The sequence below is a fragment of the Kosakonia pseudosacchari genome (assembly GCF_015167415.1).
In the GTDB taxonomy this organism is placed as follows: Bacteria; Pseudomonadota; Gammaproteobacteria; order Enterobacterales; family Enterobacteriaceae; genus Kosakonia; species Kosakonia pseudosacchari.
Genome location: NZ_CP063425.1, coordinates 3719945 through 3746730 on the forward strand (window position 1 = coordinate 3719945; position 26786 = coordinate 3746730).

Consider the following 26786-nt stretch of genomic DNA (forward strand, 5'->3'; position numbering starts at 1 on the left):
GTTACTGCCGCCGATGAGAACGCGCCAGATCAGGAGTGGCTTTTTTTATTGCCCGCGAAGGTGGAAAACACAAACAGCAGGTAAAATTGGTGCTGGTATTTTCCGGCGTGGTAATAAAACGCCCGCCACAAGTGCTGCACTCAGTATGTTTAACCATGCCGCAGTCAATAAACCGCAGCAGCGTCCAGGCGCGCGTTAAACCTAAAACTGGTTTTTTCTCTGTACCGTTCAGACTATTTTCCAGATACAGGCGATAGCCCTTCAGCATAATCTCAACGGGGCGACCAGATTCTGTCTTTTGCAGATAACAATAAATGTTATAAAACATTGACGAATGAATATTTTGTTCCCACGCCATATACCAGTCGGTGGAAAACGGTAGCATGCCTTTCGGCGGCGAACAGCCTTTGAGTTCTTTATACAGTTTTAATAATCTTCTGCGGCTAAGATTGGTTTCACTTTCGAGAACCTGCATCCTGGCGCCAAAAGAAATCAATTCCATGGCAATTTGCGCATCCCTGATTTCTGACATTATGCTTTTTTCACACATCACAAACTCCGCTGTCAGGATCTCGAAGGCTCGTCCTCAGAAAGAGAATTAAGCAAATCAGTGGATAAAATGATTCCGGTATGGATACTTTGTAAAGCATCAATACGGGAATCTTTGGTCAAACAGTCAATCACTGTTTCGTTATCTATGCGTAACCGACAAATAAGCTGGCCGGTTGACGCAAGTTTAATAAGCTGCGGAAACGTCAAACCTTTCACAATATCAATAGTGGACTCACTTAATCCCAGGCGAAATTTTGCCGTAAAGCGGTCCTCGTGAATAAGACGTTGCGCCAATAACAAATAGGAAAGATTCAAATCCCGAATACACTGCGTCGGCTCATTAAAGTTTGTTACGTTCATTACAATTCCCCCTGTACAAGGTAATCCATAATGCAATTACCGTCCTTTATTGTGTAACCAAGATGTAACAAGTTTAATGCCGATTTTTTTAGTATAAGAAATCAAGGTGAAACGGAAATAATGAACCTAATAAGGAAAGCCAGCCTGGTCGAAATTTAATCGGAGCAAGATTTTCCTGATACCTTATTATTCCCAGCCTCTTCCTTCCAGACGTGCACGTAAACGTTTGATCGTTTGGCTATGCAACTGGCTGACGCGCGTTTCGGTAATACCCAGCAGTGATCCGACTTCCTTCATATTCAACTCCTGTTGATAATATAAATTGAGTAGCATCTGCTCGCGCTCAGGAAGTTCTCTGATCTCCTTACTGATCTGCTTTGTCAAATCGCCCAGTAAAACATCATTTAGCGGATCAAGATGATCCTGTTCCATTTCTGACAGCTCAACACCATCTGCCAGTAATTCTTGTAGCTCATCGAGTGAACAGAGCATGCTGGTATTTGTTTCGGATAATACTTGCTGATATTCCTGCAATGACATCCCTAATTCAGCAGCAATGTCGGACTCGCTTGCCACGCCACCGGCACGTTGCTCAACGCGCATAATGGCAGAAGAAACTTCGCGGGTCTTACGACGCACGCGGCGAGGCACCCAGTCGTGTTCGCGTAATTCATCCATAAAGGCCCAACGTAAACGCTGTGCAATATAGACCGTGAGTTTGACCCCTTTTTTGGGGTCAAACTGTTCGATTGCATCCAGAAGCGCAATAGCACCCGCCTGAATGAGATCGTCAATATCAACACTTGACGATAATTTAGACTGCATCTTTAACGCTTCATAGCGAACCAAATAACCGTATTTGGTCCACAACTGGTCTTTCTGAATTGACCCGTCAGGGCTATATAATCCATTCACTATTACAATTTCCGGGATGATAATAATTGACTAAAATTATTATCGATTATCGCCAATTCAAATAGCATGATAAGCAATCGGAAAGTGGAACATATCGTGACTTTATTTCCCCACGAAACCCACAGCTAATTAAAATGTTTCCCAGTCGCCTTCACTTTTCTTGGCAGGAACATAATCTCGCTTGGCAGTGGTAATAACCGGGCGCAATTTCTCGCTGTTATTTCGTTCACGGGTCACAACCGATACGTGGCTTTCATTAACAACAAACTGCGCGACAATTTGTTCCAGATCGCTGGCATGTTCTTCCACGCTGGTTGCGGTGCGCGCAGCATTCTCAACCATGCTGGCGTTCTGCTGCGTGACCAGATCCATTTCATTAACGGCCTGCGCAATCTGGTTAATACCGGTGCTTTGCTCATCCGATGCCGAGGTAATTTCCGCCATAATGTCGGTTACCTGAATAACAGATTTCACAATTTCCTGCATTGAAGAACCGGCCAGTTCAACTTCCTGGGAACCGATATTCATATTGGCAACACAGGTGTTGATCAATTGGCGGATCTCTTTCGCCGCATCGGCGCTGCGTTTCGCCAGGTTACGCACTTCACCGGCAACCACCGCAAAACCACGACCCTGTTCACCGGCACGCGCCGCTTCAACCGCCGCGTTAAGCGCCAGGATGTTGGTCTGGTTAGCAATGCTATCGATCACGCTGTTGATGTCGGCAATCTGGCGGGAGTTCGCCGTAATTTCCGTCATGATCTTATCAAGATTGATCATCACTTCGCCGCCTTTCTGCGCGCTGGCGCTGGCGCTTTCTGCCAGTTGCTGAGCGCTGTGGGCGTTATCGGCGTTCTGACGAACCGTGATTTTCAGCTCTTCCATGCTGGCCGCGGTTTCCTGCAGTGCAGAAGCCTGCTGTTCAGTACGCGAAGAGAGATCGTTGTTGCTGGTCGCGATTTCCTGGGCATTGGAGTAAATCTGCTTCACGCCATTACGAATACCGTACACCGTGTCGGTCAGCGACTGGCGCATATGCTCCACTTCCTGCAACATTTGGCCGATTTCGTTCTGCGCGCCAATGTCAATTTTGTTGCTCAGGTTGCCGCCAGCAATAGCCTGGAAGGAGACAACAGCCTGCTGCAGACGGTTGAAAATAGTGCGTTTCAGCCAGATACGGGAACCCACCGCGCTAATGATCGCCAGAGCCAGAGCAAAGAACGCGAAGAAGGTCATACGCTGGGTGTCATTATGTGATGTTTCGCTAAAATTGGTGATCAGATGCTCGGCAAAGACTAAATATTGTTCAGATGCCTCTTGCAGCGCGACACGCTGTTTAGCCTCATCAACCACATCACGATCATAAGCGGTCGGGTTTTTAATAAAGGTAATTTTCCGCTGCGCGCTCGCCATGACGATATCAAAACGTTTTTTGATATCCGCGGCGATTGTCGTTTCTTCGTCGGTCTGGAAAGGCGTGGAAATAAATTTGTCCATCTGCTTTTCCGCATTCGACAGCATTGTTTTCGCGCGGTCGATATCACTTTGTTCTATCGGTTGGTTGATCATCGTTGCCAACATACCGGCATTAATCTGCGCCACAGCACCGGTTATTCCAACGATCGAACTATTGAGCATATCGATATTTTCGTTGGTCATCACCGCGTCATCGAAGTTATCGGCTGACGAACGTGCACTGGTCAACGAATAAGCGGAGACCAGGATAATACAAGCAATTAACAACCCAAACAGGATATTAATCCCGGTGGATATTTTTAAGTCTTTAAACATAACGAAACCTAACTAATTGAGAACACGGTGAAATACCTTTCTGCAGGCATTCCATGCACACATGCGAGATGAATAAAAACCCGTCAATAATGACGGGCCTGAATCGGGTTAACCCACAAAATTAAAAATTGATAGCTGCTGCATCGACTGAAATACGGTCATGGACGAATTAAGCGCAAACTCTGACATCTTTGATTGCGACAACAGCGTAATCATTGAATCCCAATCCGAACCTAATGTTTCCTGCAACCGGCTTTGCACATTGATATTTTGCGCTTCGGAACTAAAGCCCAGGGCTTCCAGTTGTTGCATATTGGTCCCGACGGTGGCGCGCACCTTACCGAGGTTATCAATGTTTTTCTTGATGCTGATATTGGTGCTGTCCAGCGTATCCTGCAAAGCCTGACGATCGGCATCGCTGGTAATGGGCTGCTGCAGTTGCGTAATGGCCGCGTCCAGCGCTTTAAACAGATCGTCCGGCGAACCGCTCAAAAAGATATCGTCGCCCGTATGACCAACCTGCATTTCGGTGCTGTCGGAAACGACCTGTGTCATCGCGGTATCACCGCCGACATAGGTGCCGTCTTTCTGGAAAGGCGCCGCCCCGGTTTTGTAACCGGCAAAAATGTAGCGCCCGTCGCTGTTTTTGGTGTTCGCCAGATCCAGCAAGTTATCGCGAATACCTTGCAACTCCTGCGCCAGCGCCGCGCGATCCTCATCGGAGTACGCGCCGTTACCACCGGCGACAATTTTCTGCGACAAATTTTCAGACAGCAGATTAGAGATAGAATCCAGCGTGTTATCTTCCTGGCCCAGCGCATCCTGCGCGTAGGTGCGCGCCGTGTCGTACTGGCTCATTCTGGATAACGCGTTCTGCAAAATGACCGCCTGCGACGCGCCCGTTGGATCGTCGGAAGGCTTCAGCAGCGTCTGCCCGGCTGAAAGACGCGTGGACAGATCGTTATAGCCGGTCATGGCATCTGACAGGCTATCAATACGGTTTTGAAACATGTAACTGGTGCTAAGACGCATCGTTTATTCCTGACTTTTCATTGAGTGGCCCGGTAAACCGGGCGTACTTAGCGAATACTTAACAACGTGTCGAACAGGGTGTTCGCAGTCTGTAAAACCTGCGCGTTCGCCTGGTAATACTGAGAGAACATCTGCAAATTGACGTACTCTTCAGTGATATCAACACCCGAAACCGACTGCTGCTGAAGCGCCCACTGGTCATACACATTCGCTGAGGTAGACATGTCCGCTTTCAGCGCGCTCACCGAGGCGCCGACGGAGCTGACAAGGCTTGCGTAAGCGCCCGACAGCGTCTTGCCGTCAACCACTTCTTCATCCTTGATGCCAATCATCGCCAGGATGTTCTCGTTATCGCTCTGGTCGTCAGGATCGGGGGATTTCGCCGCCGCAATCTGATCGCCATCGGTGATCGCCACGGTGATGTTATCTGCCGCGCCGTCGGTCGGGTTCAGCGAGAAGCTGTCGCCCGGCTGCGGTGTGCCGCCTGGGGTAATGGAGATCCCTTCGAATTCCAGTTCACCATTAGTGCCAATGGTCGGCGTGATAGCGCGGCCATCCGCAGTGGTGATAGTCCAGTCGGTGCTGCCCGGCCCGTTAAAAGTCAGCTGGTAGTCTTCCGATTTCACCGACGGGATATCGGCAAAGCTGACATCCAGTGAACCGGTGCCCGCGTTATTGATATTGCCGACCGCTTGCGGTTGACCGATGTTAAAAATATCGCCGCCCGCGTTGCCGTCGAGGTCGTAACCCTGCGCATTCGCTTCGTTGAATTTGTTGGCCATTTGCAGCGCCAGCTGGTTCAGCTGATCGCGCGCGGAAACCAGATCTTCATTGCGGAATTTGAACAGCCCGCCCAGCGCACCGGTGGTTTTCCCTTCGTCGAGCGGCAGAGCGTTGCCTGAAGCGTCAACGTACGCCACCACGGTTTTTGCCGGGTCGCTTTCAGAGGCACTGGCCTGCAGTTCATAGGATTTGCCGCCGCTCACCAGCGACATACCGTTTTGCATGGAAACGCTGACTGCGCCGGTATCGGTATTTTCTGTCACCTTAATACCGATCTTCTCGCTCAGCTGGCCTAATATCTGGTCACGCTGATCGAGTAAATCCGCAGGCATACCGCCGGTCTGACCGTGGATCTTTTCAATTTGCTTATTCAGCGACGCCAGCTGTTTGGTATAGGAGTTAATATCATCAACGGTCTGTTCAATTTGCGTGTTGGTGCTCTGTTCCAGACCATTTAATGTTTTGCTGTTGCTGCGATATTGGTTGGCAATCGCATTAAATTCAGCCATAACCCCCTGGCGAGCTGCCGGATCAACCGGGTCTTTACTTACCGATTCCATGGCTTCGAATAAATTGTCCATGGTCACGGAAATATTGTTGGTGCTGTCGCCAAGCATGTTATCAATTTGGCTAACCTGCTCGTAACGGCTATTCAGGGAATAAAATTCCGTTGCCGCGCCGCGTACCTGATTGGTCATAAAACCATTATAAGCACGCTGAACGTCGCCCACTTTTACGCCATAGCCGAAGAAACCATAATTGGTGGATTTGCCACCCGCTTCGCCCAGGATAATATTCTGGCGGCTATATCCTGCGGTGGTCGCATTTGACAGGTTATTCCCCACCACATTCAATGCGTTCTGCGCAGCGTTAAGCCCATTCTGGGCCAGATTGATTAAATTCATATGTTATCGATCCTAACCAGAGGAGGAGGTAAGACGCCCCTGATAAAAGTAGCGCTCTCTTATATTTATCGGCCTTACAAAATTTCACTAAAGCCTGACGGTTAAAATAATGAAGAAAAATCTGTCGAATAGGCTTCAGCCGCCTGATTGACGTTATTCTTCACTTGCTGAATGATGCTGATCAATTTTTTCGCATACGCGGGATCGGTTGCATATCCGGCAGACTGCAACGCTTTTGCCGCTATTTCCGGCGATTCAGATTTCACAACATTTTTATAACGCGGGCTACGACTAATTAACGACGTATAATCTTCCAGCGCTTCGGTATAAGAGGAATAGACTTTAAATTTGTCCCTTATTTTCTGCGCGGTGCCATTTTCATATTCGGTGGTGGTAATTTCGGTAGTTTCACCGTCCCAATCCGCCGTGGCTTTCACGCCAAATAAGTTATGACTCGGTTTACCATCGCTGGTCATAATTTCGCGTTTACCCCAACCGGATTCCAGCGCCGCCTGGGCAATAATTAACTGATGCGGAATACCGCTTAAACGCGCGACCGCCATCGCAGGCCCCATCATGCGGGAAATAAAGCTGCCGCCAGGAACGGCGGCAATTTCCGGCTGCGGCGTGGCGGTTTTTTCTGCCTGCTGTTCTTCAGGGTCGACCGGCTGCAAACGCAGCGGCACGCTGATAAAGCGTGCCGGGCTGATATTAAGCGGCACTTCACGCGTCGCTGTGACATTTTCCACTGTTGAGGCGGGTTTGCCGGTCAGTTGTTGCACCATCAGATCGGCAAAACCCATTTTTCCTTTTTCGGCGATGTTCTGCGACAACTGCTGGTCATACATCGAGGTAAACATCTCCGACTGCTGCGTATTGAACAGCCCGTCTTTGAAGGAGGCCTGGCGCATGCTCTTGAGCATCATCTGCACGAACAAGCCTTCCATCTGCTTCGCCACCGCCTTTAACGCATCCGGGGAGTCGTTGTGGGCGGCCAGTTTCAGTTTGTCGAGGCTGTGCGCGTCAAACGCCGCCCCTTGAGTCATTGCCGGGCCGATCATCAGTTAATCTCCAGACGCGCATGCAGGCAGCCTGCGGTTTTCATCGATTGCAGGATCGCCATCAAATCATTCGGCGTTGCGCCAAGGTTGTTTAACGCCCGCACCACATTGTTCAAATCGGTGCTGGTGTTCACGCGTTGCAGCGAGCCGTTTTGCTCACGCACGGAAAGCTGCGTGTTCTGCGTGACTACCGTTTGCCCACCTGCCAGCGGCGTATTCGGCTGGTTCACCTGGGTGTTGTTGGCGACTTCTACCGTCAGATCACCCTGCGCAACCGCACAGGAATCCAGCGAAACATGGCGGTTCATCACCACCGATCCGGTACGCGAGTTGATGATGATTCGCGCATCACCGGCATCCACGCGCAACGGAATATCCTGCACCGCCGCAAGGAAGCGCACGCGCGCGGCGCTGTCGGCAGGTGCGCGCAGGCTAATGGTGCGCGCATCTTCCGCAAATGCGGCGCCTGCGTAACGGCGGTTGATCGCATCGCTCACCTGTTGTGCCACGGTGAAATCATCTTCATTAAGCTGGAGTTTAAGCGAGCCTTGAGCGGCAAAGTTCGACGGCACTTCACGTTCAACCGTCGCGCCACCGCTGATGCGTGCGCCATTAAGCTGGTTGACCTGCACCCGGTTGCCACCGGCCTGCGCGCCTGCGCCGGAAACCAACAGGTTCCCCTGCGCCAGCGCATAAATCTGGCTATCCGCGCCCTTCAGCGGAGTCATCAGCAGCGTGCCGCCGCGCAGGCTTTTGGCGTTACCCATTGAGGAAACCACCACGTCAATCTGCTGACCGGCGCGGGCAAACGGCGGCAGTTCCGCCGTCACCATTACCGCCGCAACGTTTTTGAGCTGCATATTCACGCCCGCCGGCACGGTGATACCGAGCTGTGAGAGCATGTTGTTCAGGCTCTGGGTGGTAAACGGTGTCTGCATGGTCTGGTCGCCAGTACCATCAAGCCCGACAACCAGGCCATAGCCCATCAGGGAGTTGCCGCGTACCCCTTGCAGGGTGGTGATATCGCGAATGCGCTCCGCGCTGGCCTGCCCGGCGACCAGCGCCGACAGACAGCACAACAGCGCAAGGCCACGGGTTAAGAGATTCGTTTTCATCATCAATCAAAAAGGAGAAAGGTTAAGGAACATGCGCTGCAGCCAGCCCATTTGCTGCGCTTCGTTGATATAGCCATTACCGACATACTCGATACGCGCATCTGCCACCTGGGTGGAGATAACGGTGTTGCTGGCGCTGATGGTGCGCGGGTTCACGATGCCGGAGAAGCGGATAAACTCAGTCCCTTGGTTAATCGCAATCTGTTTTTCGCCGACAACCGCCAGGTTGCCGTTTTCCAGCACCTGTTTCACCGTCACGGTGATGGTGCCGCTAAAGGTATTTTTCGCCGCCGCGCCGCCTTTCCCGGCGAAATCATTCGTTCCACTGATGGACGCATCGGCTTTACCGTTGCCCACCAGACCGGCCATAAAACCGGGTACGCCGGCGACGCCGACATCGGTGGAGCCGTCACGCGAGGCACTCGCCGAGGAACTCTTACTGGCGCTGACGTTTTCTTGCAGCGCAATGGTCAGCGTGTCGCCTACGTTGCGTGGGCGGCGGTCTTCAAACATCGGTTGATAACCATAATTCATCGCCTGCCCTGTCTGAAAAATCGAGCCATTCGCGGTAGCGGCGGCGACCGGTGCGGGCATAGCGGAGGTTTCGCCCCCCACCAACGGTTTTTGCGGAATGTAGGCGCAGCCGGTAACCACGGAAATCAGCATGAAAGTCGTTGCTAAACGACAAAGCGTACGTACAGAGCAAGGGAGATTGGTCATTTCATTCACTACAGGTAAAGCAGCCGCGAGCGATGCCCGCGGCCAGGGATCAAAGTTGAGTCAGTCGTTGCAGCATCTGGTCAGACGTCGACACCGCTTTACTGTTAATTTCGTAGGCGCGCTGGGTCTGGATCATATTGACCAGCTCTTCTGCGACGTTAACGTTCGAGGTTTCGACGTAGCCCTGTTTCAGGGTTCCCGCGCCGTTTAAACCCGGTGTGGATTCATTCGGTGCGCCAGACGATTGCGTTTCGCGATACAGGTTTTCACCTATGCTTTCGAGGCCGGAATCATTGATAAATGAGCTCAGCGTTAGCTGACCAACCTGCTGCGGCGCGGTCTGCCCCGGCACGGTTACGCTGACAATACCGTCGTTACCGATGGTCAGGCTTTGCGCGTCCTGCGGGATAGTGATCGCCGGTTGCACCTGATAACCGCTGGAGGTCACCAGCTGTCCGTTCTGGTCAAACTGGAACGAGCCGTCGCGGGTATAGGCGGTGGTGCCATCCGGTAACTGAACCTGGAAGAAACCGCTGCCCTGAATGGCGACGTCTTTGCTGTTGTTGGTCTGCGTCAGGCTGCCCTGGCTGTGAATGCGCTCGGTCGCAACCGGGCGAACACCGGTACCCAGCTGTAAACCAGAAGGGATGGTGGTCTGCTCGGAAGACTGCGCGCCCGGCTGGCGTAAGGTCTGATAAATCAGATCTTCAAATACCGCACGCTGGCGTTTAAAGCCGTTGGTGCTGACGTTCGCCAGGTTGTTGGAAATCACATCCATATTGGTTTGCTGGGCTTCAAGGCCGGTTTTCGCAATCCATAAAGAACGGATCATGGTCTATTTCTCCTTATCGGGGCTTAACCGGCGCTCAGTAACTGGTTAGCTTTTTGTTCGTTATCATCAACGGTGGTGATGACTTTCATGTTCATGTCAAAACCGCGGGCGGTGGCGATCATGTCCACCATCGATTTCACCGGGCTGACGTTGCTGCCTTCCAGCATGCCGGGCATCAAGCGCAGATCCGCATCAGCGGGAAGTACTTGTGCCGCTGCCGGATCGGCGACATGAAACAGACCGTCATCGCCATGTTTCAGCGTGTTTGGTGTGGCGTTAACCATTTTCAGGCGCGCCACCTGCGCCAGCGCTGAAGGCTCATCGCCTGCGCCCAGCGCGGTGATGGTGCCGTCCGCCGCGATAGTCAGTTCCGCCTGCGGCGGTACAGCTACCGGGCCGCCGTCACCGAGCAGCGGCATACCGCGCACCCGCAACTGGCCTTCGGCATCCACTTCGATGTTGCCATCTTTGGTGTAGCCTTCACTGCCATCGGGCAACTGCACTGCCAGCCAGCCGTTTTGCGGCATGGCGACATCCAGGCTGCGCCCGGTGGCCTGCATCGTGCCCATGGTGTTGTCGCTAAATGGCGTGGATTCGGCCACCATCGTGCGGGTTTCTATCGACGGCCCCTGCACAGGGATCGCGCGAAACGCCGCGATCTGCGCACGAAAACCGGTGGTAGAAGCATTCGCCAGGTTGTTAGAGGTCACCGCCTGGCGGTTAAGGGCCGCGTTTGCGGCCCCCATTGCGGTATAAATCGCGTGATCCATGAGGCGCTACTCTTAACCCAGGTTAACCAGCGTTTGCAGAAGCTCAGACTGGGTCTTGATGGTCTGAGAGTTGGACTGGTAGTTACGCTGGTAAACAATCATGTTCACCATCTCTTTACTCAGATCCACGTTTGAGGCTTCCAGCATGTTGCCGCGCAGCGAACCCAGGTTACCGGTGTCGGCAATACCAATGACCGGCTGACCGGATTCCGGGGTTTCCGTCCAGCAGTTATTGCCCGCTGACTGAAGACCACCCGGATTGGTGAAGTTGCTCAGCACCACCTGACCCAGCAACTGGTTTTCACCATTGCTGTAAGAGGCGATGATCTGGCCGTTATCACCCACGGTGTAGCCGTTCATCAGTCCCGGCGGGTAGCCGGTGGTGCTCGGGCTGTCCATGGTGTTTTCAGACGCCTGCTGAGAAAGACCAGAGAGATCGAGGTTGAAATTCAGCGCCGCGCCACCCTGGTAAGCCGCGCCCGCAACCGGCAGGTTCGCCGGGTTGGTGGTGAGCTTGCCGGAGGTATCAAACGTCAGGTTGACGGAGCTGGTGGTGCCCGGCGACGTGGAGTCGACGGAGTAGGCCGTCCACTGGTTATCCGCCGTTTTCACGTAATAGACGTTGATCGCGTGCTCGTTGCCCAGGCTGTCATAAGCGTTAACCTGGGTGGAATAGGTGTAAGAGTCGCCATCTGCCGGATCGAAAGGCGTAACCGTGACAATCTCGTTACCGGAATCCAGGTTACCGGAAATGGAACCCGCGTCAGAGGCGCGAGCCGGCATCTGCCCGGTCGGGATCTGAATCGGCCCGACCGGCGCGCCCTGCTGGATCGCAGGCGGTGTACCCGTAGCCATGTAACCCGTCAGGCGCATGCCCTGGTTATTGACGACGTAGCCATTTTCATCGGTCTGGAACTGGCCGTTACGGCTGTAAAATACGCGACCCGCTTCGGTCACCATGCGGAAGAAGCCATTGCCCTGGATACCCATATCCAGCGGGCTGCTGCCTGCGCCAAGTACGCCATCGCTGAAGTTCTGGTTTACGCCAGCAACCTGTACGCCCATGCCGACCTGAGAACCGGCAAACACATCGGCGAAAGCCACAGAACCTGATTTAAAACCGACCGTTTGTGAGTTGGCGATGTTGTTACCTACAACATCCAGCGCCTGTGATGAGGCGTTTAATCCACTAAGACCTTGAGAAAAACCCATGTGATAAATTCCTGTGCGCAGGTTGCGCAAAATCCAAACTAAAAATTACTCGATGAGGTAAACGTCACTCAGCGAGGCGGTACCATTAACACCCAGTTGCAGCACCGCGCCTGAGTTGGTGAAGGAGACGCTCTGCACTTTCGCCGGTTTCAGCGCGGTAATGGTTGGCGTGCTGCCGTCGGCGTTGGTGGCGGAGAACGACACTTTGAAGTTCGTGTCGGCCTGCAAGCGCGGATCGCTCGGCTGGAAATCGTCAAAATCATCCAGCGAGTACTGATGCACGCCCGCTTCCACATTTTTCAGCTTCGCGGTATAGGCGTTACCGGCCGGATCGGTCAGCGTGACGGTGACTTCATCCGCCGGGCTGTTCAGGGAAACCCCGACTTTCTGGTTTCCGTCCGTGGCGGTGGAAACTGAAGGTTCGCCTTCAACCATGATGTCGCGCCCTACCCAGTCAGCGGAGTTCATCTGCTGCATACTGGCGACCAGCGTACCCATGCTGTTCATGGTGCTGTTGAGCTGCTCGACGCCCGCCGCCGTGTTGAACTGCGCCAGCTGAGCAGTCAGCTGGTTGTTGTCCATTGGGCTGGTGGGATCCTGGTTTTGCATCTGCGCCACCAGCAGCGTCATAAAGTTATTCAGCAGGTCGTCGGCGCTGGAGCCGGTACCGACACTCGAAGAACTGGTGGTATTGGTGTTACTGGTGCCCGACGAGGAGGTGGTTTTCGTCGTCGCGGCGCTTTGGGTCATGACCGGTGAAATTGCCATTCTTTAATCCTTACTGGCCCAGAGTCAGCGTTTTCAGCATCAGGTTCTTCGCCGAGTTCATCACTTCGACGTTGGCCTGATAGCTGCGGGATGCCGAAATGGTGTTGACCATTTCACCCACCACATCGACGTTCGGCATATGGACATAACCTTTGTCGTCCGCCAGTGGGTTTGCGGGTTCATAAACCAGTCTGTCCGGCGCAGTGGATTCCGTAACGCCGCTCACTTTCACGCCGCCAATCTCCTGACCGGTGGAGTTATCGACATTGAACACCACCGAACGCGCGCGGTACGGTTTACCATCCGGGCCGGCAATACTGTCGGCGTTCGCCATATTGCTGGCACTGACGTTAAGTCTTTTTGATTGGGCGGCCATAGCCGAACCTGAAATATCGAAAACACTAAACAGCGACATGAAAATTATTGACCTTGGTTAAGGGCACTCGTTAAACCTTTTATTTGAGCGCCGAGAATCGTTAGACTCGTCTGATATTTGACATTGTTGTCAGCAAAATTAACGCGTTCACGATCCATATCGACAGTGTTTCCATCAGCTCGTGGCTGATCGGGAATACGATAAAGTAATTGTCGATTGTCCGTTTTCGGCGCTACGCCAGGAATATGTTTCCCGGCGGTTAAACTTAGTGTTAATGGATGACGCGTTTCCTGCTGCATTGCATTTTTCAATTCTTTCGAAAAATCAATATCTCGCGCCTTGTATCCCGGCGTATCGGCATTTGCGATATTGGACGCTAAAATATCCTGCCGCCGCGACATCAGGCTTAACGCCTGCTGCTGGAAACGCAATTCATTATCAAGTTTATCAAACATGAAATGACTCGCTTACTTCTGAATTGATTACGGGGCATAGTCTAAGAGACAACCTAATAAATCTATACCTTAAAAATCCGACAGAAGTTGACGCATTTAGCCAGTTCACTTTCGCTTAATTTGCCGAAAAGAAGCTTATATTTAAAAGTTGAAATAGCAATGCAGTGAAATGCTGTCAAAACTGACGGCATTTAATAGATAAGAAAATGTCCATCCTGAATTACAATTAAAAAAATATTAATCCTATTGTTTCTTTATATTATAAGGCAGGTTTACCTCATTATGCCGCAGCTCCTTATCCGGTCGCTTATCGTGATTTTCGCGCTCTGCTGCCCGTTCTCACCGGCTTTTGCCAGCGCGCCGGAAAATAGCGATCTCGAAGCCCGCATCGCCACCTTGCTGGCCGCGAACAATAAAGAAGCGGAGAATCAGCCACAGCTGCGCATTAAAATTCTTACTCCCGCGACTAAACTCGCCGCATTATGCGCCCAGCCAGATTTACGGCTTTCGGGCCGCTCTGTGCGCCTGACGGGTCGGCGCAGCGTGATAGCCAAATGCGGCAAAAAACAGCAGTTCATTCAGATTCAGATTAGTGCCACCGGCAGGTACTGGGTGGCAGCGCAGACGCTGAAACCGGGGCAGATTATTGGCGCAGAGGATATCCAGCCCGTGAGTGGTGAACTGGATCGTTTACCGGCCGGGTTATTGCTTGATCCGCAGAGCATTATTGGCAGCACGCCCACGCGCATCATTCAACCGGGATCGCCGCTGGCAGAAAATCAGCTGCGCCGCAGCTGGGCCGTTATTGCTAATCGCACCGTCGAAATTACCGCGCCGGGTGACGGTTTTCTGATCCACGCCAAAGGTAAAGCGCTGGATAACGCAGCGCTCGATGAAAGCGTCAGAGTACAGACCCGAACCGGCCAGGTGGTGGTCGCCACCGTAACAGGACAAGGACAAGTGAGCATTAGCCTGTCGAACTGATTTCAGTTTTATTTTCCCCGTGCCGATATCTTTAATACAGAGCCACCGCATAGAAAACCAGGATCCGTATGAACATTGAACGCACCCGCCAGGCCAATCCCATTCAGGCAGCCGGCACTCAACAACAACCCGTTGAGACCAGAGTTATGAATGATGAGGCAGCGCAATCGGGGAAAACAGACGCCCAGCAGGCCGGCACGCAGGTCAAACTCAGCCAGCTGACGCAGCAAATTAAAAATGACGGCAGCCGTGATGTTAATACGGAACGTCTTGCCGCCATTAAAGCGAAGATGGATGCAGGTGAACTCCACCTCGACAGCGATAAAATCGCCAGCGCGTTGGTACGCGACATCTTTCGATTCTCATAATCTCAACATGCATGTGAATGATGGAAAACTTACCCGTAATTCTGAACAAACTGTATACGCTGCTGGGTGAACTTGAAGCGACCCTGGTAGAAGAAATTGGCCAGCTTAGCCGCGCCCAGATAAACCCGGTTTCACTGCAAGTGATCTCCGACAACAAGAGCCGTTTGTTGTCAGCGATTAACTTCTACGATGAGCAGCGTAAACAGGAAGAGAAACAGCATCAGTTGACGTTTCCCTACCCGCGCCACTCCGAACTGGCCACGCTTTGGGATCGTATTACCGTGGTGGTGCGAAAATCTGCTGAGCTCAATCAAAAAAGCTATCAGTTGCTGAACATGCATATGAAGAAGATGAACGACTTCAAAAAGATTGTCAGCCAGACGACCGCAACCGCGCAGCTGTATGGCGAAAGCGGCAACCGCAGCAATGATGCTTCGGGTAATGTTTACCGCATTTCTGTTTAATGCGGTCTCTTCTGCGTGCAACATTCAGCATTAACACAGCGTTATGGCGTCTTGCGCGCCCGTGTTGTTCCCCGCACCAGACCCGGAATCCCTCCTCTTTTCCGGGTCTGGTGAGTATGTTGTGCATGTGCTTCCCGCATTGCGCCTGACGCGCTTTCCCTGAACGCCTTTACGTCGTTTTCTGCGCCCCCTTTCCTCTATTCGTTTCGCGTAGCCTGTCGACGCCGTGACTGACTTTGTTTGCGGGTTGCAGGCTGACATTTCATTCCGTCTGCTTTTTCTGCGCGCTGTTATGCACGTTGTTAATGGCTAACCAGATCGTTTCTTCTGTACCGTAAGCTGGCGTTCAGTTGCGGTGGTTTGTTCTGCCTGGCGTGATGCGCGTTGTCGATGTCTAACCAGATCGTTTCTTCTGTACCGTAAGCTGGCGTTCAGTTCCGGTGGTTTGTTCTGCATAGCGTGATGCGCGTTGTCGATGGTTAAACCATGATCTCTCCTCCGGTGCAGCAAGCTGGTGTTCAGTTCCGGTAGTTTGTTCTGCGTGATGTTATGCGCGTTGTCGATAACTAAACCAGGATCTCTTCTTCGGCGCCGTAAGCGGGCGTTCAGTTCCGGTAGTTGTTCTGCGTGATGTTATGCGCGTAGTCGATGGTTAAACCAGCATCTCTCCTTCGTCGCCGTAAGCTGGCGGCATTTTCCTATGCGCGGCATTCAGACGCTTAAATTCGCACTTTTCTTCTTTGCTGTTAGCTGGCGTTTAGTTTCGGTGGTTTATTCTACGTAGCGTCATGGCATCCATTTTTGCCTTCAGCGATTGTCTGGACGATTGAGGCTTACCGTCGCGCGCTTCGGTTCTGTTTTATGGCCCTCATCCATAGCACAATCCTCTGCGCCGTTTATTTGACCATAAGCGTAAGTCGTCTTCGTACTAGTCTTAGCGATAAACCCGCGCAGAAAGCCGTTCTCAGCGCTTCCCCTAACAAAAATGTTTCAAAATGTTTCATGGATTTTGGCGATGAATGTGAGGTCGGTCGCATTAAAAATCAAAAGCGCTGATTTAGATCCTTTTTTTCCGGTTAAAAATGCTGCCTGAGCGGGGGGCTGTCAGAGTAAATAATTGGCACTTTTTTAGCAGGGAATTTTTGAGCTGCTTTTTCCGCCTCCGATAAATCAATCGGCAGAAAAAAGGCTATTTACGAACGCATCAAAAATAGCGAGAATACATTCAAGCAATGCAACAGGACGTTTTACCGGTTCATTCTGAATGGTGCTTTGCTTAAATACCCTCTCGATGAAAGGCGTGTTCTTTAGTTGCCACATGTCGGGAAACCTGGTGACTAAACTATATTACTGTGGCAATTAGACAGTACATTAGTTGTCATATGTGATGTAAAACCACTATTTCGATTGCCACCTTGAGTGGCATTTTTTTTGCCATTTTTTCATGAAGTTAGAAACAACAATCAAGGAATAGTGTCAAAAGATACAAGAAGAACGGTAAAGGAAAGATATTTTTTGGCTATACAACATAAAAACAGAAATGCGGAAAAGAATGACAGGGGAAAAATAGAAATATCAGAAATGGGGATCGCTAACATTCAAAAGCAGGCGAGATAACGCATCATAAAAATATCCATTCATCAACTTAACGGATATATTTTTACAGTTTTATCTTATCAGCGAAAAAATAGAGAGAAGCCCGTTTTGCAATGGCTGCGGAGGCGTATTCTACCGTATCTTTTTTAATCGTCCAGTTTCTGCTTTCTGTGATGTTAACAACATAACCTACTGTTATATTTAAATTTTTCTGGGAAAAACAGCAAAACCTACACCACGCAGTAGTAATTAGTATCGATGGCGTTAAATTTCCCCGCCAATTTCCGATTTTAAACTCTACATCAAACACAAACTGCGATATTTTAATCCAGAAAAGCTACTCATGAGGTTGTTGTGTGTTCTGGACATGCTGCACCTCGTCCGTCCACAGCCGCGTGTAATCAGGCCAGCTCTGCGGATAGCAAAAAACGCCCTGCACGCTGGCGGGCGTCACCAGCCGGTAGCGTTGCGCGAGCAGCGGCACGATCCAGCGGTGATCGCTGAGATAGCGCATCAATCGTTTGACGCGTCGGCTGTAGCGCTCCGCCGGCCCGGCGTTAATACGATCAAGAATGCGGATACCGCGCCGCCAGATGGCTTCTCCCCAAAACCAGGCCCACATCACGCTGTGACGGTAGCGCTCCTCCATGCTGAACGCGTCATGCTGCTCGAAACGCAGAAACCCCATGCAGATATCCTGCTCCGCCCAGTTTTTATCCTGCAATAACCAGTGGGTAACGCTTATCGGCGTCAGCGTCACTTTACAGCCGCGATACCGCAGGCTTTTCGCCAGCTCATCCACCAGCTTGCGCATTTCTGTTGAGCGGAAATAGACAAGATTCAGGCTATCTGGCAGTAGCGCCTGCACTTCCGGTTCGGCGGTTGGCTGCAGCCACTCCGGCAGCGGACCCAGCGTATCCTCCCGCTCGATCAAGCCTGCGCTAATGCTACGCGCAACCCGCCGGATAAATGCCTGCTGCTGCGCGTTTAAGCGTCCGCGCGCCTGGTTGAAGGTCACATAATAAAAGGCATCGGCATTATCCCGCTCGGCCATCGCTTCGGGTGTAATCAATGACTGGGGCGTATCCATGCGTACCAGCGCAGGCAGCGGGGAGACGCTGAGCGGCGTGCTGTAAACAATCTCCGATGCCTGCGGCGTTTCGCCATACCAGGCGGAAAAACGTCTTAACACCAGTTGCGTACTGGAGTGCTCGCTCACTTTAAACGGCCCCAGGCCAATGGAGCCGTTGCGCGGATGCGGCAGCGCATACACCGGGTTTGCCAGCCGATAAAGCAGCATGTTATCCCGTTGGCCCAGCTGCATCGTCAGCACATAATTGTCACATTTCACGTCAATAACATGCGGCAGCCCAGGACCACCGGCATAGCGCGCAAGCGTCTGCCGAAGCTGCTCAGGCAGAACAGGTTCGCCGTTATGCCAGACCAGGCCGCGACGCAGAACAAAACGCCAGCGTAAGCCATCTTCACTGCTGGTGATGGTATGGGCGAGGCCGGGAATGGGCGCGACCTGCTCAGGAATATGACGCGTCAGCCCGGCATGCACCATTTGCAAAATATGCCGCCCGGCGCGATCGGTGTGGATAGACGGAATGGGCGCCAGCAGCGGCCGGTAAAAAGAGATTAAATAGCGAAAACCGTCGCTGGAATAGTGCGGCTGCGCCTGAACGGATGTCGTTTCTGCTTCAGATGTCGGATATTCCCCCGCCAACAGGGTTTCCAGCGCCGCCGCATTCATACGGCATTGCAACACGCCCAGCGCGCCGCGCCCCGGACGCGAATTCCACACCAGCCAGCCCTCTTCCTGCATTTCATGCAATAGCGAACGTGCATAGCGCGCTGTGCAGGCGAGCGTATCGGCGATTTGCGCCAGCGACACTTCATGACGGTGGGTGTTATAACGGGAAAGCAGCCGATTATAACGGCGCAACAAACTCCCTTTTTTAACGGCAGAGTTATAAAGCATTAAAGTTTTCCAGCGTCATACAAGGAAGTTAAAAGATGAGCCATCAGGCCAGAGGAAAGCCTCTTAAATGTAGCATATGAGAATAAAGCCAGAATTAACGCCTCCGCATTCCATGCGCTTTATCGCTGTCCCCTGAGGGCTGTAATCATATGACAAACAAGGCTAAATTGGTAATTTTCATTTGAAACCCGGCCACTCTTTGTCATTTTAACCAATTCAGATATTTCATTGATATTATTTTCCCTCACACCTTAAAAATGCGCATCACTCATCATTAAGCACCACGCCTGGCAGCAAAATAACGCTATTTTTTTAACGCTGCGCGAAACTTTTGCCGGCATTCGAACGAACTGTCTTTGAGCGTTAATTTATTTCCCCTACAGGAGCGCAACATGATCCCGATGAAAAAACTCGTTCTCAGTCTCACCGCCGCTGCACTGTTGAACCTCGCCAATGCCCACGCAGCCCTGCCCACCGGTTCGCAAGCGCCCGATTTTAAACTGCAAGGCGCGCTGGCTGGAAAGCCGCTCACCTTCTCGTTGCAACAGGCGCTGCAAAAAGGCCCGGTGGTGCTTTACTTCTTCCCGGCGGCGTTCAGCAAGGGTTGTACCATTGAAGCGCACGCCTTCGCCGAGGCGACGGATGATTTCAAAAAACTGGGCGCGACAGTGGTGGGCGTGACGGCTGGCAACACCGACCAGGTGGATGAATTCTCCAAACTGGAGTGTCGCGATAAATTCACCGTCACCGCCGATCCAGGCGCAAAAGTGGCGGCGCAATATGACTCGTTGATGAAAATGAATGGCAAAACCCTCTCGGATCGCACCTCCTATGTGATTGCACCCGATGGCAAAATCCTGCTGAGCTACACTGACAGAAACCCGGAGACGCATATTCAGAAAACGATGGAAGCGGTGAAACAGTATGCCAACGCGCATTCGTAAACGGGGCCGTTAATCTTCTTTTATCCATCAGAGAATCGCTATGTTAACCGCCATGCTCGCCGCCTTCGCAGGCGGCATTATTCTCAACTTTATGCCCTGTGTGTTTCCGATTATCTCGCTGAAAGCGCTGGGGCTGTTGCGCCATACGCAAAGCCCGGCACAAACCCGTAAAGAGGGTCTTGGCTTTTTGCTCGGCTGTGTGCTGACCATGCTGGCGCTTGCGGGCGTCTTGCTGGCGTTACGCGCCGGGGGAACCGCCGTGGGCTGGGGCTTTCAGTTGCAATCGCCGCTGGTGATCGCTTTTCTGGCGCTGATTATTCTGGGCGCGGCACTCAATTTGCTCGGCGTATTTGAGGTTGGTCTGTCGGTGCAACGCGCTGGCGAGATAACCCTACAACGCGGGGCATTTCTGCGCGCGGCGCTGACCGGTGCGCTCTCGATCATTGTCGCCACCCCATGCGCCGCCCCCTTTATGGCGGGCGCCATCGGCTACGCGCTGGTGCAACCACCCGCCGTGGCGCTGGCGATATTTATCGCCCTGGCGCTCGGTTTTACCGCGCCGTTTACGCTGATTTCACTGTTTCCGGCGCTCGGCAAATGGCTGCCGCGCCCCGGCGCATGGATGAATACGCTTAAACGCGGGCTGGCTTTTCCCATGTTCGGCGCTTTCGGCTGGCTGGTGTGGGTACTGGCGCAGCAGGCTGGTACCACGGCGCTGGCGGCTATTCTGGCGGCTGCCGTGGTGGTGAGTTTCGCCGCCTGGCTTTACGGCATGGCGCAACAGCGTCGGTTTGCCGGGCGCGGCCATAAAGCGCTGTTTGCCCTGACCGCAGCGCTGCTGCTGGCTGCCATTGTTCCGCTGCCTTCAATAGTGCAAAACGGTGCGCCGCTGGCGGCGAGCAATACGATTGAAGAGGTCAAATGGTCGCCGCAAACCGTGGCGGATAATCGCGGCCACGGCAAGGCTATCTTTGTCAATTTCACCGCCTCCTGGTGCATAACCTGCCAGGTGAATGAAAAGACCTCGCTCTCGACACAAGCCGTGAAAGCGGCGCTGGCGAAAACCGGCACACTGTATATGGTGGCGGATTCGACCAAATTTAATGCGGATATTGATGACGCGCTCAACGAGCTGGGGCAAGGCAGTTTACCGCTGTATGTGGTCTACCCGGCAGACGGTGGCGCACCGAAAATTTTGCCGCAGGTGTTAACCCCTTCAATTGTGGTTAACGCGCTAACGCAGGCCAGCGGGAAAAAAACCTGAAGGCGGGATATGGAAAAAAACGAGGCAGCACGCGATGAATGGCCGCAACTGATGGCGCAGGCGCAGTCCGGCGACAGCCAGGCCTACACGCGGCTGCTCAAAGCGCTGGTGCCGGTTATCCGATCCCTCGCCCGCAAACAGATTGCCGACGAGGTGCTGGTGGAAGATGTGATTCAGGATGTGCTGCTCACCGTGCACCGGGTGCGGCACACCTACGATCCGGGCGCGCCTTTTCTGCCGTGGCTGATGGCGATAGCCAACGCCCGCGCGGTGGATGCGCTGCGCAAACGAGGCCGCCACCAGCAGCGCGAAGTGGCAAGCGAGGCGGATATTCCCCTGCCTGCCACCAGCATGGAAGTGCCATCACACGATGAGCTGGCTATGCTGCTCAATCAGCTACCTGCGCGCCAGCGGGAGGTGGTTGAACATGTTCACCTGCGCGAAATGACGCTGGCAGAAACCGCGACACAGCAAAATTTGACGGTCGCCGCCGTGAAATCCTTGCTGCATCGCGCCCTGAGCAACCTTCGTCGGTTAGGAGCCCATCATGGCCGATCATGAGCTGTTAATTGAACAATTGGGTCGTTCCATCGAACCAGTAAAACGCCCCTTCCAGCCGGGCTGGCGGGCGCTAAGCTGGGTGGCGCTCGCACTGCCTTGCGGCGTTATCGCAGGCGTTATCCTCAACCGCACGCTGACCGACTGGTCGCAGCCTGGCGCGTGGTGGGCGCTGGTGCAATTACTGCTGACATTTATCGCCGGGACGCTGGCGGTGCGTAATGCGTTTCTGTTGAGCATCGCCGGGCGAAACGCGCTGGGCTGGAGATGGTTTACACCACTGGCAGCACTGTGGCTGGCAGGTACGTTCAGTAATCTGCATATGCACCGCGTGTTGCCGGTAAGTACGGTTGTTGAAGGGCCGAACTGTTATCTGTTTATGGTGACAGTCAGCATGCCGATGGCATTGATAGTGATTGCTTACCTGCGGCGCACGCGCACGCTTTTCCCGGCGCGCAGCCTGGCGGCGGCGGGCGCAGGCGTCGCCTGCATGGCGCTTACGCTGCTTACCCTTTGCCACCCGACACACATCAGCCTGGCGGATTTGATGTTGCATATCGCCGCCTTCAGCACCATTGTACTGGCGACAATCGCGCTGGGTTACAAATGGGTGTCACTGCCGTAATGCGCAGCACGTACTGAACGGTCAGTACGTGCTTACACACTTAGCTTTTTTGCGGGAAGATCCACAACTGTTCAGCAGGCAGCACCACGCGGTAGTTTTGCTGGTTGCGCTGCTGGGTGCCGTAAACCCGGATCGCGTAATCATCGCCGGAGGTGCGGAACAGATACTCCCAGCGATCGCCCAGGTACATGCTGGTGAGCATCGGCAAATCCAGCGAGTTATCCTGCGGCGAGTCCGCCAGCCGCAGGCTCTCGACGCGGATCACCGCCGTGCAATCCTGGCCTGCGCGCACGCCCGGCCCGGCAACGCCCCACAGCGCCCAGTTCGCCCCTTCAATCCTCGCCCTGCCGTTACTGACTTCACTCACCTTGCCGTGCAGCCGGTTGTTGCTGCCCATAAACTCGGCGGTAAATAGCGTCGACGGCGTGGCGTACATCTCCTGCGGCGTCCCTTGCTGCTCAATCACTCCGTTGTTGAGGAGCAAAATACGGTCGGAAATCGCCATTGCTTCATTCTGATCGTGCGTCACCATCAGTGCCGACAGCCCCAGCTTAACAATCAGTTCGCGCAGGAAGACCCTGGCTTCTTCACGCAGCTTTGCATCGAGGTTCGAGAGCGGCTCATCAAGCAAAATCACCGGCGGGTTGTAGACCAGCGCCCGGCCAATCGCCACACGCTGCTGCTGGCCGCCGGAAAGCTGGTGCGGGTGGCGCTTGCCAAGCGTACCCAGCCCAAGCTGATCCAGCACGCTTTGCACGCGGGTATTGATTTCCGCCGCGCCGACTTTGCGCAGCTTGAGCGGGTAAGCGACATTCTCGAACACCGTTTTATGCGGCCACAAGGCGTAAGACTGGAACACCAGGCCAAGGTTGCGTTCCTCAGCCGGAACTTCACTGCGCGGCGTACCGTCGTACACCACGTTATTACCAATGGTGATCCGCCCCTGGGTGGGTTTTTCCAGCCCGGCGACAGCGCGCAGCAGCGTGGTTTTCCCGCTGCCGGAAGGGCCAAGCAGCGACACCACTTCGCCGCGTTTCAGCTCCATCGAGACACCTTTTAGCACCGCGTTGTCACCGTAGGTCAGATGCAGGTTTTCTACCGCCAGCTCAATCATGTAATTTCACTCCAAAGCGCAGGGCCACACCAAGACCGATGACCACCAGCAGAATATTGATAAACGACAGCGCGGCGACAATATCAATCGCCCCTGCCGCCCACAGCGACACCAGCATCGAGCCGATGGTTTCCGTCCCGGGCGACAGCAGATAGACCCCGGTTGAATATTCGCGCTCAAAAATCAGGAACATCAGCAGCCAGGAGCCAATCAGGCCATAACGCGACAGCGGCACCGTCACGTGGCGGGTCACTTGCCCGCTGGTCGCTCCCGTGCTGCGCGCCGCCTCTTCCAGTTCCGGGCCGACCTGCAAAAGCGTTGAGGAGATAAGCCGCAAACCGTAAGCCATCCACACCACGGTGTAGGCCAGCCAGACGCTGAAGATGGTGTTACGCAGCGATCGCAGCCAGACAATCAGGTTTTCGCGCAGCCACTCGGCCACCGGCAACCCGGAAAGCCAGCCGTTTTTCAGCGACTGATCGAGCCACATCGGTAAAAACAGGAACACCCACAAAAACGCCAGCCCAGCCAGCAGCCCCGGCACCGCGCGGGGAACCAGCACGCTGTAATCAAGAAAGCGCGTCACGTTATCCTGCTTGCGGTGCATGGCAATGCCGACAAACAGATAACAGATCACCGCCAGTGCGCCACCAAAAACACCAATCGCCATTGAGTTGACGATGGCGCGCAACAGGTTCGGTTGCTGCCAGATATTGCGGAAAGTATCGAGCGACACCTCATCCCACAGCGAAACGCCAACCCCCCAGTTGGAGATAAACGCCCGCAGCACGACGCCAATCAGCGGCACGCCGATAGTAACCGTCAGCCACGCCACCACCACCGCACCGGCAACCCAGCGCCATTTGCCCAGCGGCAGCGCGCGAGCCTGCGAGGCTTTACCTTTCATGGTGACAAAACGGTTGGCGGTACGCATCAGGCGGCGTTGCAACATCACCAGCGGGATCGTGATACAAATCAGCACCACCGCCACCGCCGCCATCAGATGGTAAGAGGGTGTACCCAGTTTGTTGGTCAATTTATACAGATAGGTCGCCAGCACCATGTTGCCTTCCGGATCGCCCAGCACCAGCATCAGGCCGAACACCTCCAGCCCAAGGAAGAACAACAGTACGCAGGCGTACAAAATTGACGGGCGAACCATCGGCAGGCTGACGGCGGTCATCACCTGTAACGGCGATGCGCCAACGGTACGCGCGGCTTCTTCCACGTCAGAACCGACGCTGCGCAACGCCGAGGAGATATAGAGATAAGCGTGGGGAACATGCGTGAGCCCGGCAATCACCACGATGCTAAACATCGAGTAGATATTCCACGGCACAAAGCCGATTAACTCCTGCGCCCAGCGCGAGAAAAAGCCCACCGGCCCGGCCGCCACCACATAACCAAAGCCGAGCACCATCGGTGAAACAAAAATCGGCACGAGGATCAGCGGCTCAATAAAACGGCGGCCCGGTAAATCGGTGCGCACCATCAAAAACGCCAGAATGCCGCCCAGCGGAATGGCGATAAACACCAGGCCAAAAGCGAGGATAAAACCAGACTTCAGCGCCAGATAGAAATCCGGATCGGTAAAAATGAACTCAAATGCTTCGAGACTCAGTTCCTTAGAACGGACAAAAAAGGGCGCCGAGAGAAAACTCTGCACCACAATAAATAACAGCGGGATATAGATAACCAGCGCGGTGATTAACACAATGACGCCGCGCGGCAACCCCTGCCATTTTCTGCGCACACTATTCATACATCATCCCTTTGGTCAGGAACCTCACGCCAACCCACTGGCTGAGAAAAAGGTTGTGCGCAAAACCGGCGCACAACCCGTCAGGGCGTTATTTAGCGGCGGCAGCGCGCCATTGTTTAATAAATTCCAGACGTTTTTTCGGCTCCAGATACTCCAGCAGCGACTCATCCACCGCAATCGGCTTCAGGGCGTCGCCCAGCTGTTTGGTCATGCCGTCGATGTCGTTTTTGCCTTCAATATCGTTACGCAGCGAGGGGATATCCGCCTGGTTGGCAAGAATGCTCTGCCCCTTTTCAGAAAGCACATAGTCAAACCACAGTTTCGCGGCGTTACTGTGCTCCGCTTCAGCGCTGATAAACGACACGCGCGACAGCACCAGCACGTAATCTTTCGGGTAGGAGATGCCCAGCGAGTTATCCCCTTTCGCGCGGGCTTCGGCGTACGACCCCAGGATGTTGTAGCCAATTAAGTTTTCACCCGAAGAGACGCGCTCCATCATGGTGCCGGTGGAGGATTGCACCGTTAAACCGCCCTTCGCCACATCCGCCAGATGGGTGAAATAGTCTTTGTCGTGCTTACTGTCTTCCACGGCGAGCATAAAGCCGAGGCCGGATTTTTCGATATCGTAGGTGGTGACTTTGCTTTTGAATTTGTCGGTCTGGCTGGCGATGAGTTTGCCAAGCGCGATGTGTGAATCCGGCACATCACCTGCCGGGATCAGGCGTTTGTTATAGATAAAGACCACCGGCTCATAGGTGGTGCCGTAGGCTTTTTTCTCCCAGACCGCCCACTTGGGCAGTTTATCCAGCTCGGGCGAGGCGTATTCAGCGGCATAGTCAGTGGCCAGTTTCAGCGCGGTATCCATTGAGGAGCTCCAGACCACGTCGCCGCTGCCGCCGCCGGACGCCTGTTCGCTAAGATAACGGTTGTACAGTTCGGTACTGTTCATATCGTTATATTCCACTTTAATGCCCGGATACTGCGCCTCAAAACCCTTGATCAGCGGGCCTGCGGCTTTAGTATCGGTGGTGGAGTAAATAACAACTTTGCCTTCTTTGGTTCCTGCGTCTACGATTTTCTGGTAATCCGCCGGATACCCCTGAGGCACGGCAGCCAGCGAGGCGCCGGAAAAGAGCGCCGCCAGCGCCACGGCCAGAACAGTGAATTTCTTATCCATGAACAAACCCCTTTGGTATCATTTTTTTAAACACAAATTTAACATATAGCGTGCATTTCAACCGGTGCAACGCAGTCGCTTGTTTTTTCCAGGTTTTGTGACGCTGGCGGGATTTAATTACTGACGTTGCAGAATCACGCGTACCGATGCGTTAAAGCATTACAGATCAGCCAGATAGATCAGCCCCGGTTTTCATCGCGGAGTGATAAAGATGCATTAAAAAGACGATATGAGGACGAAAGAGAATTAACTCAGGCGATATCTATTTTTATTTATAACGCCTGCGAGATCGCTGACAG

26 protein-coding genes are annotated in these 26786 nt (G+C 53.4%); 7 read left to right on the forward strand and 19 right to left on the reverse strand.

Annotated features, from left to right (window positions below):
- Position 1: 1 nt before the first annotated feature.
- The 15 genes from flhC to flgB form a co-directional block, all read right to left on the reverse strand.
- Positions 2-550: a flagellar transcriptional regulator FlhC gene (flhC, locus tag IP581_RS17545; RefSeq protein WP_086873763.1), complete on the reverse strand. Its 549-nt coding sequence runs from the start codon at positions 548-550 to the stop codon at positions 2-4.
- 14 nt (positions 551-564) lie between these two features.
- The gene (gene flhD / locus IP581_RS17550; RefSeq protein ID WP_086873762.1) at positions 565-912 is read right to left on the reverse strand and encodes a flagellar transcriptional regulator FlhD; all 348 of its coding nucleotides are present in this window, start codon (positions 910-912) and stop codon (positions 565-567) included.
- Positions 913-1098: 186 nt separating this feature from the next.
- Entirely contained in the window at positions 1099-1827 is a 729-nt protein-coding gene (locus IP581_RS17555) for an RNA polymerase sigma factor FliA (RefSeq protein WP_086873761.1), read from the reverse strand.
- A gap of 129 nt (positions 1828-1956) precedes the next feature.
- Entirely contained in the window at positions 1957-3618 is a 1662-nt protein-coding gene (locus IP581_RS17560) for a methyl-accepting chemotaxis protein (RefSeq protein ID WP_193820996.1), read from the reverse strand.
- Positions 3619-3726: 108 nt separating this feature from the next.
- The gene (flgL, locus tag IP581_RS17565) at positions 3727-4650 is read right to left on the reverse strand and encodes a flagellar hook-associated protein FlgL (RefSeq protein WP_193820997.1); all 924 of its coding nucleotides are present in this window, start codon (positions 4648-4650) and stop codon (positions 3727-3729) included.
- A gap of 47 nt (positions 4651-4697) precedes the next feature.
- On the reverse strand, positions 4698-6338 hold the full coding sequence (flgK, locus tag IP581_RS17570; RefSeq protein WP_086873758.1) for a flagellar hook-associated protein FlgK: 1641 nt from the start codon (positions 6336-6338) through the stop codon (positions 4698-4700).
- A gap of 101 nt (positions 6339-6439) precedes the next feature.
- Positions 6440-7399, reverse strand: coding sequence for a flagellar assembly peptidoglycan hydrolase FlgJ (gene flgJ, locus IP581_RS17575; protein ID WP_086873757.1), 960 nt, complete (start codon positions 7397-7399; stop codon positions 6440-6442).
- On the reverse strand, positions 7399-8517 hold the full coding sequence (locus IP581_RS17580; protein WP_228007779.1) for a flagellar basal body P-ring protein FlgI: 1119 nt from the start codon (positions 8515-8517) through the stop codon (positions 7399-7401). The genes flgJ and IP581_RS17580 overlap by 1 nt, the downstream gene beginning before the upstream one ends.
- 3 nt (positions 8518-8520) lie before the next feature.
- The gene (locus IP581_RS17585) at positions 8521-9180 is read right to left on the reverse strand and encodes a flagellar basal body L-ring protein FlgH (RefSeq protein ID WP_017459384.1); all 660 of its coding nucleotides are present in this window, start codon (positions 9178-9180) and stop codon (positions 8521-8523) included.
- A gap of 103 nt (positions 9181-9283) precedes the next feature.
- Positions 9284-10066 (reverse strand): flagellar basal-body rod protein FlgG, encoded by a 783-nt coding sequence (gene flgG / locus IP581_RS17590; protein WP_017459383.1) that lies wholly within the window; start codon positions 10064-10066, stop codon positions 9284-9286.
- 23 nt (positions 10067-10089) lie between these two features.
- Positions 10090-10836: a flagellar basal body rod protein FlgF gene (locus IP581_RS17595; protein WP_017459382.1), complete on the reverse strand. Its 747-nt coding sequence runs from the start codon at positions 10834-10836 to the stop codon at positions 10090-10092.
- Between the two features lie 12 nt (positions 10837-10848).
- Complete coding sequence (flgE, locus tag IP581_RS17600; RefSeq protein WP_086873754.1) at positions 10849-12048, reverse strand: flagellar hook protein FlgE; 1200 nt, start codon at positions 12046-12048, stop codon at positions 10849-10851.
- Between the two features lie 45 nt (positions 12049-12093).
- Positions 12094-12816: a flagellar hook assembly protein FlgD gene (locus tag IP581_RS17605; protein ID WP_193820998.1), complete on the reverse strand. Its 723-nt coding sequence runs from the start codon at positions 12814-12816 to the stop codon at positions 12094-12096.
- A 10-nt stretch (positions 12817-12826) separates the two neighbouring features.
- On the reverse strand, positions 12827-13231 hold the full coding sequence (flgC, locus tag IP581_RS17610; protein WP_193820999.1) for a flagellar basal body rod protein FlgC: 405 nt from the start codon (positions 13229-13231) through the stop codon (positions 12827-12829).
- 5 nt (positions 13232-13236) lie between these two features.
- Positions 13237-13647, reverse strand: coding sequence for a flagellar basal body rod protein FlgB (flgB, locus tag IP581_RS17615; RefSeq protein ID WP_017459378.1), 411 nt, complete (start codon positions 13645-13647; stop codon positions 13237-13239).
- 282 nt (positions 13648-13929) lie between these two features.
- On the opposite strand from flgB, the gene flgA reads away from it, so the two are divergent.
- From flgA to IP581_RS17630, 3 genes are all read left to right on the forward strand, one after another.
- A complete protein-coding gene (gene flgA / locus IP581_RS17620) occupies positions 13930-14631 on the forward strand; it encodes a flagellar basal body P-ring formation chaperone FlgA (protein ID WP_193821000.1) in 702 nt (233 codons plus the stop codon).
- Positions 14632-14699: 68 nt separating this feature from the next.
- Positions 14700-14999 (forward strand): flagellar biosynthesis anti-sigma factor FlgM, encoded by a 300-nt coding sequence (flgM, locus tag IP581_RS17625; RefSeq protein WP_193821001.1) that lies wholly within the window; start codon positions 14700-14702, stop codon positions 14997-14999.
- Positions 15000-15016: 17 nt separating this feature from the next.
- Entirely contained in the window at positions 15017-15463 is a 447-nt protein-coding gene (locus tag IP581_RS17630; protein WP_086873750.1) for a flagella synthesis protein FlgN, read from the forward strand.
- A gap of 1933 nt (positions 15464-17396) precedes the next feature.
- On the opposite strand, the gene IP581_RS17635 is transcribed toward IP581_RS17630, so the two are convergent.
- Positions 17397-19043: an SgrR family transcriptional regulator gene (locus IP581_RS17635; RefSeq protein WP_193821002.1), complete on the reverse strand. Its 1647-nt coding sequence runs from the start codon at positions 19041-19043 to the stop codon at positions 17397-17399.
- A 392-nt stretch (positions 19044-19435) separates the two neighbouring features.
- Here IP581_RS17635 and IP581_RS17640 point away from each other — a divergent pair, with 392 nt between their 5' ends.
- From IP581_RS17640 to IP581_RS17655, 4 genes are read left to right on the forward strand one after another with little or no spacing between them, the layout of a single operon-like run.
- The gene (locus tag IP581_RS17640) at positions 19436-19987 is read left to right on the forward strand and encodes a peroxiredoxin (RefSeq protein ID WP_193821003.1); all 552 of its coding nucleotides are present in this window, start codon (positions 19436-19438) and stop codon (positions 19985-19987) included.
- 40 nt (positions 19988-20027) lie between these two features.
- The gene (locus IP581_RS17645; protein ID WP_097401851.1) at positions 20028-21251 is read left to right on the forward strand and encodes a protein-disulfide reductase DsbD family protein; all 1224 of its coding nucleotides are present in this window, start codon (positions 20028-20030) and stop codon (positions 21249-21251) included.
- Positions 21252-21260: 9 nt separating this feature from the next.
- Positions 21261-21812 carry a sigma-70 family RNA polymerase sigma factor gene (locus tag IP581_RS17650; protein ID WP_193821004.1) on the forward strand — a complete coding sequence of 184 codons (552 nt, stop codon included), beginning with the start codon at positions 21261-21263 and terminating at the stop codon, positions 21810-21812.
- A complete protein-coding gene (locus IP581_RS17655) occupies positions 21799-22434 on the forward strand; it encodes a DUF1109 domain-containing protein (RefSeq protein WP_193821005.1) in 636 nt (211 codons plus the stop codon). Before IP581_RS17650 ends, IP581_RS17655 begins: the two co-directional genes overlap by 14 nt.
- 40 nt (positions 22435-22474) lie before the next feature.
- On the opposite strand, the gene IP581_RS17660 is transcribed toward IP581_RS17655, so the two are convergent.
- The 3 genes from IP581_RS17660 to IP581_RS17670 all read right to left on the reverse strand — a co-directional run bounded on the left by IP581_RS17660 (position 22475) and on the right by IP581_RS17670 (position 26487).
- A complete protein-coding gene (locus tag IP581_RS17660) occupies positions 22475-23548 on the reverse strand; it encodes an ABC transporter ATP-binding protein (protein ID WP_086873743.1) in 1074 nt (357 codons plus the stop codon).
- Entirely contained in the window at positions 23541-25310 is a 1770-nt protein-coding gene (locus tag IP581_RS17665) for an ABC transporter permease (RefSeq protein ID WP_017459364.1), read from the reverse strand. Before IP581_RS17665 ends, IP581_RS17660 begins: the two co-directional genes overlap by 8 nt.
- 88 nt (positions 25311-25398) lie before the next feature.
- Complete coding sequence (locus IP581_RS17670) at positions 25399-26487, reverse strand: ABC transporter substrate-binding protein (RefSeq protein WP_086873741.1); 1089 nt, start codon at positions 26485-26487, stop codon at positions 25399-25401.
- Positions 26488-26786: the final 299 nt, after the last annotated feature.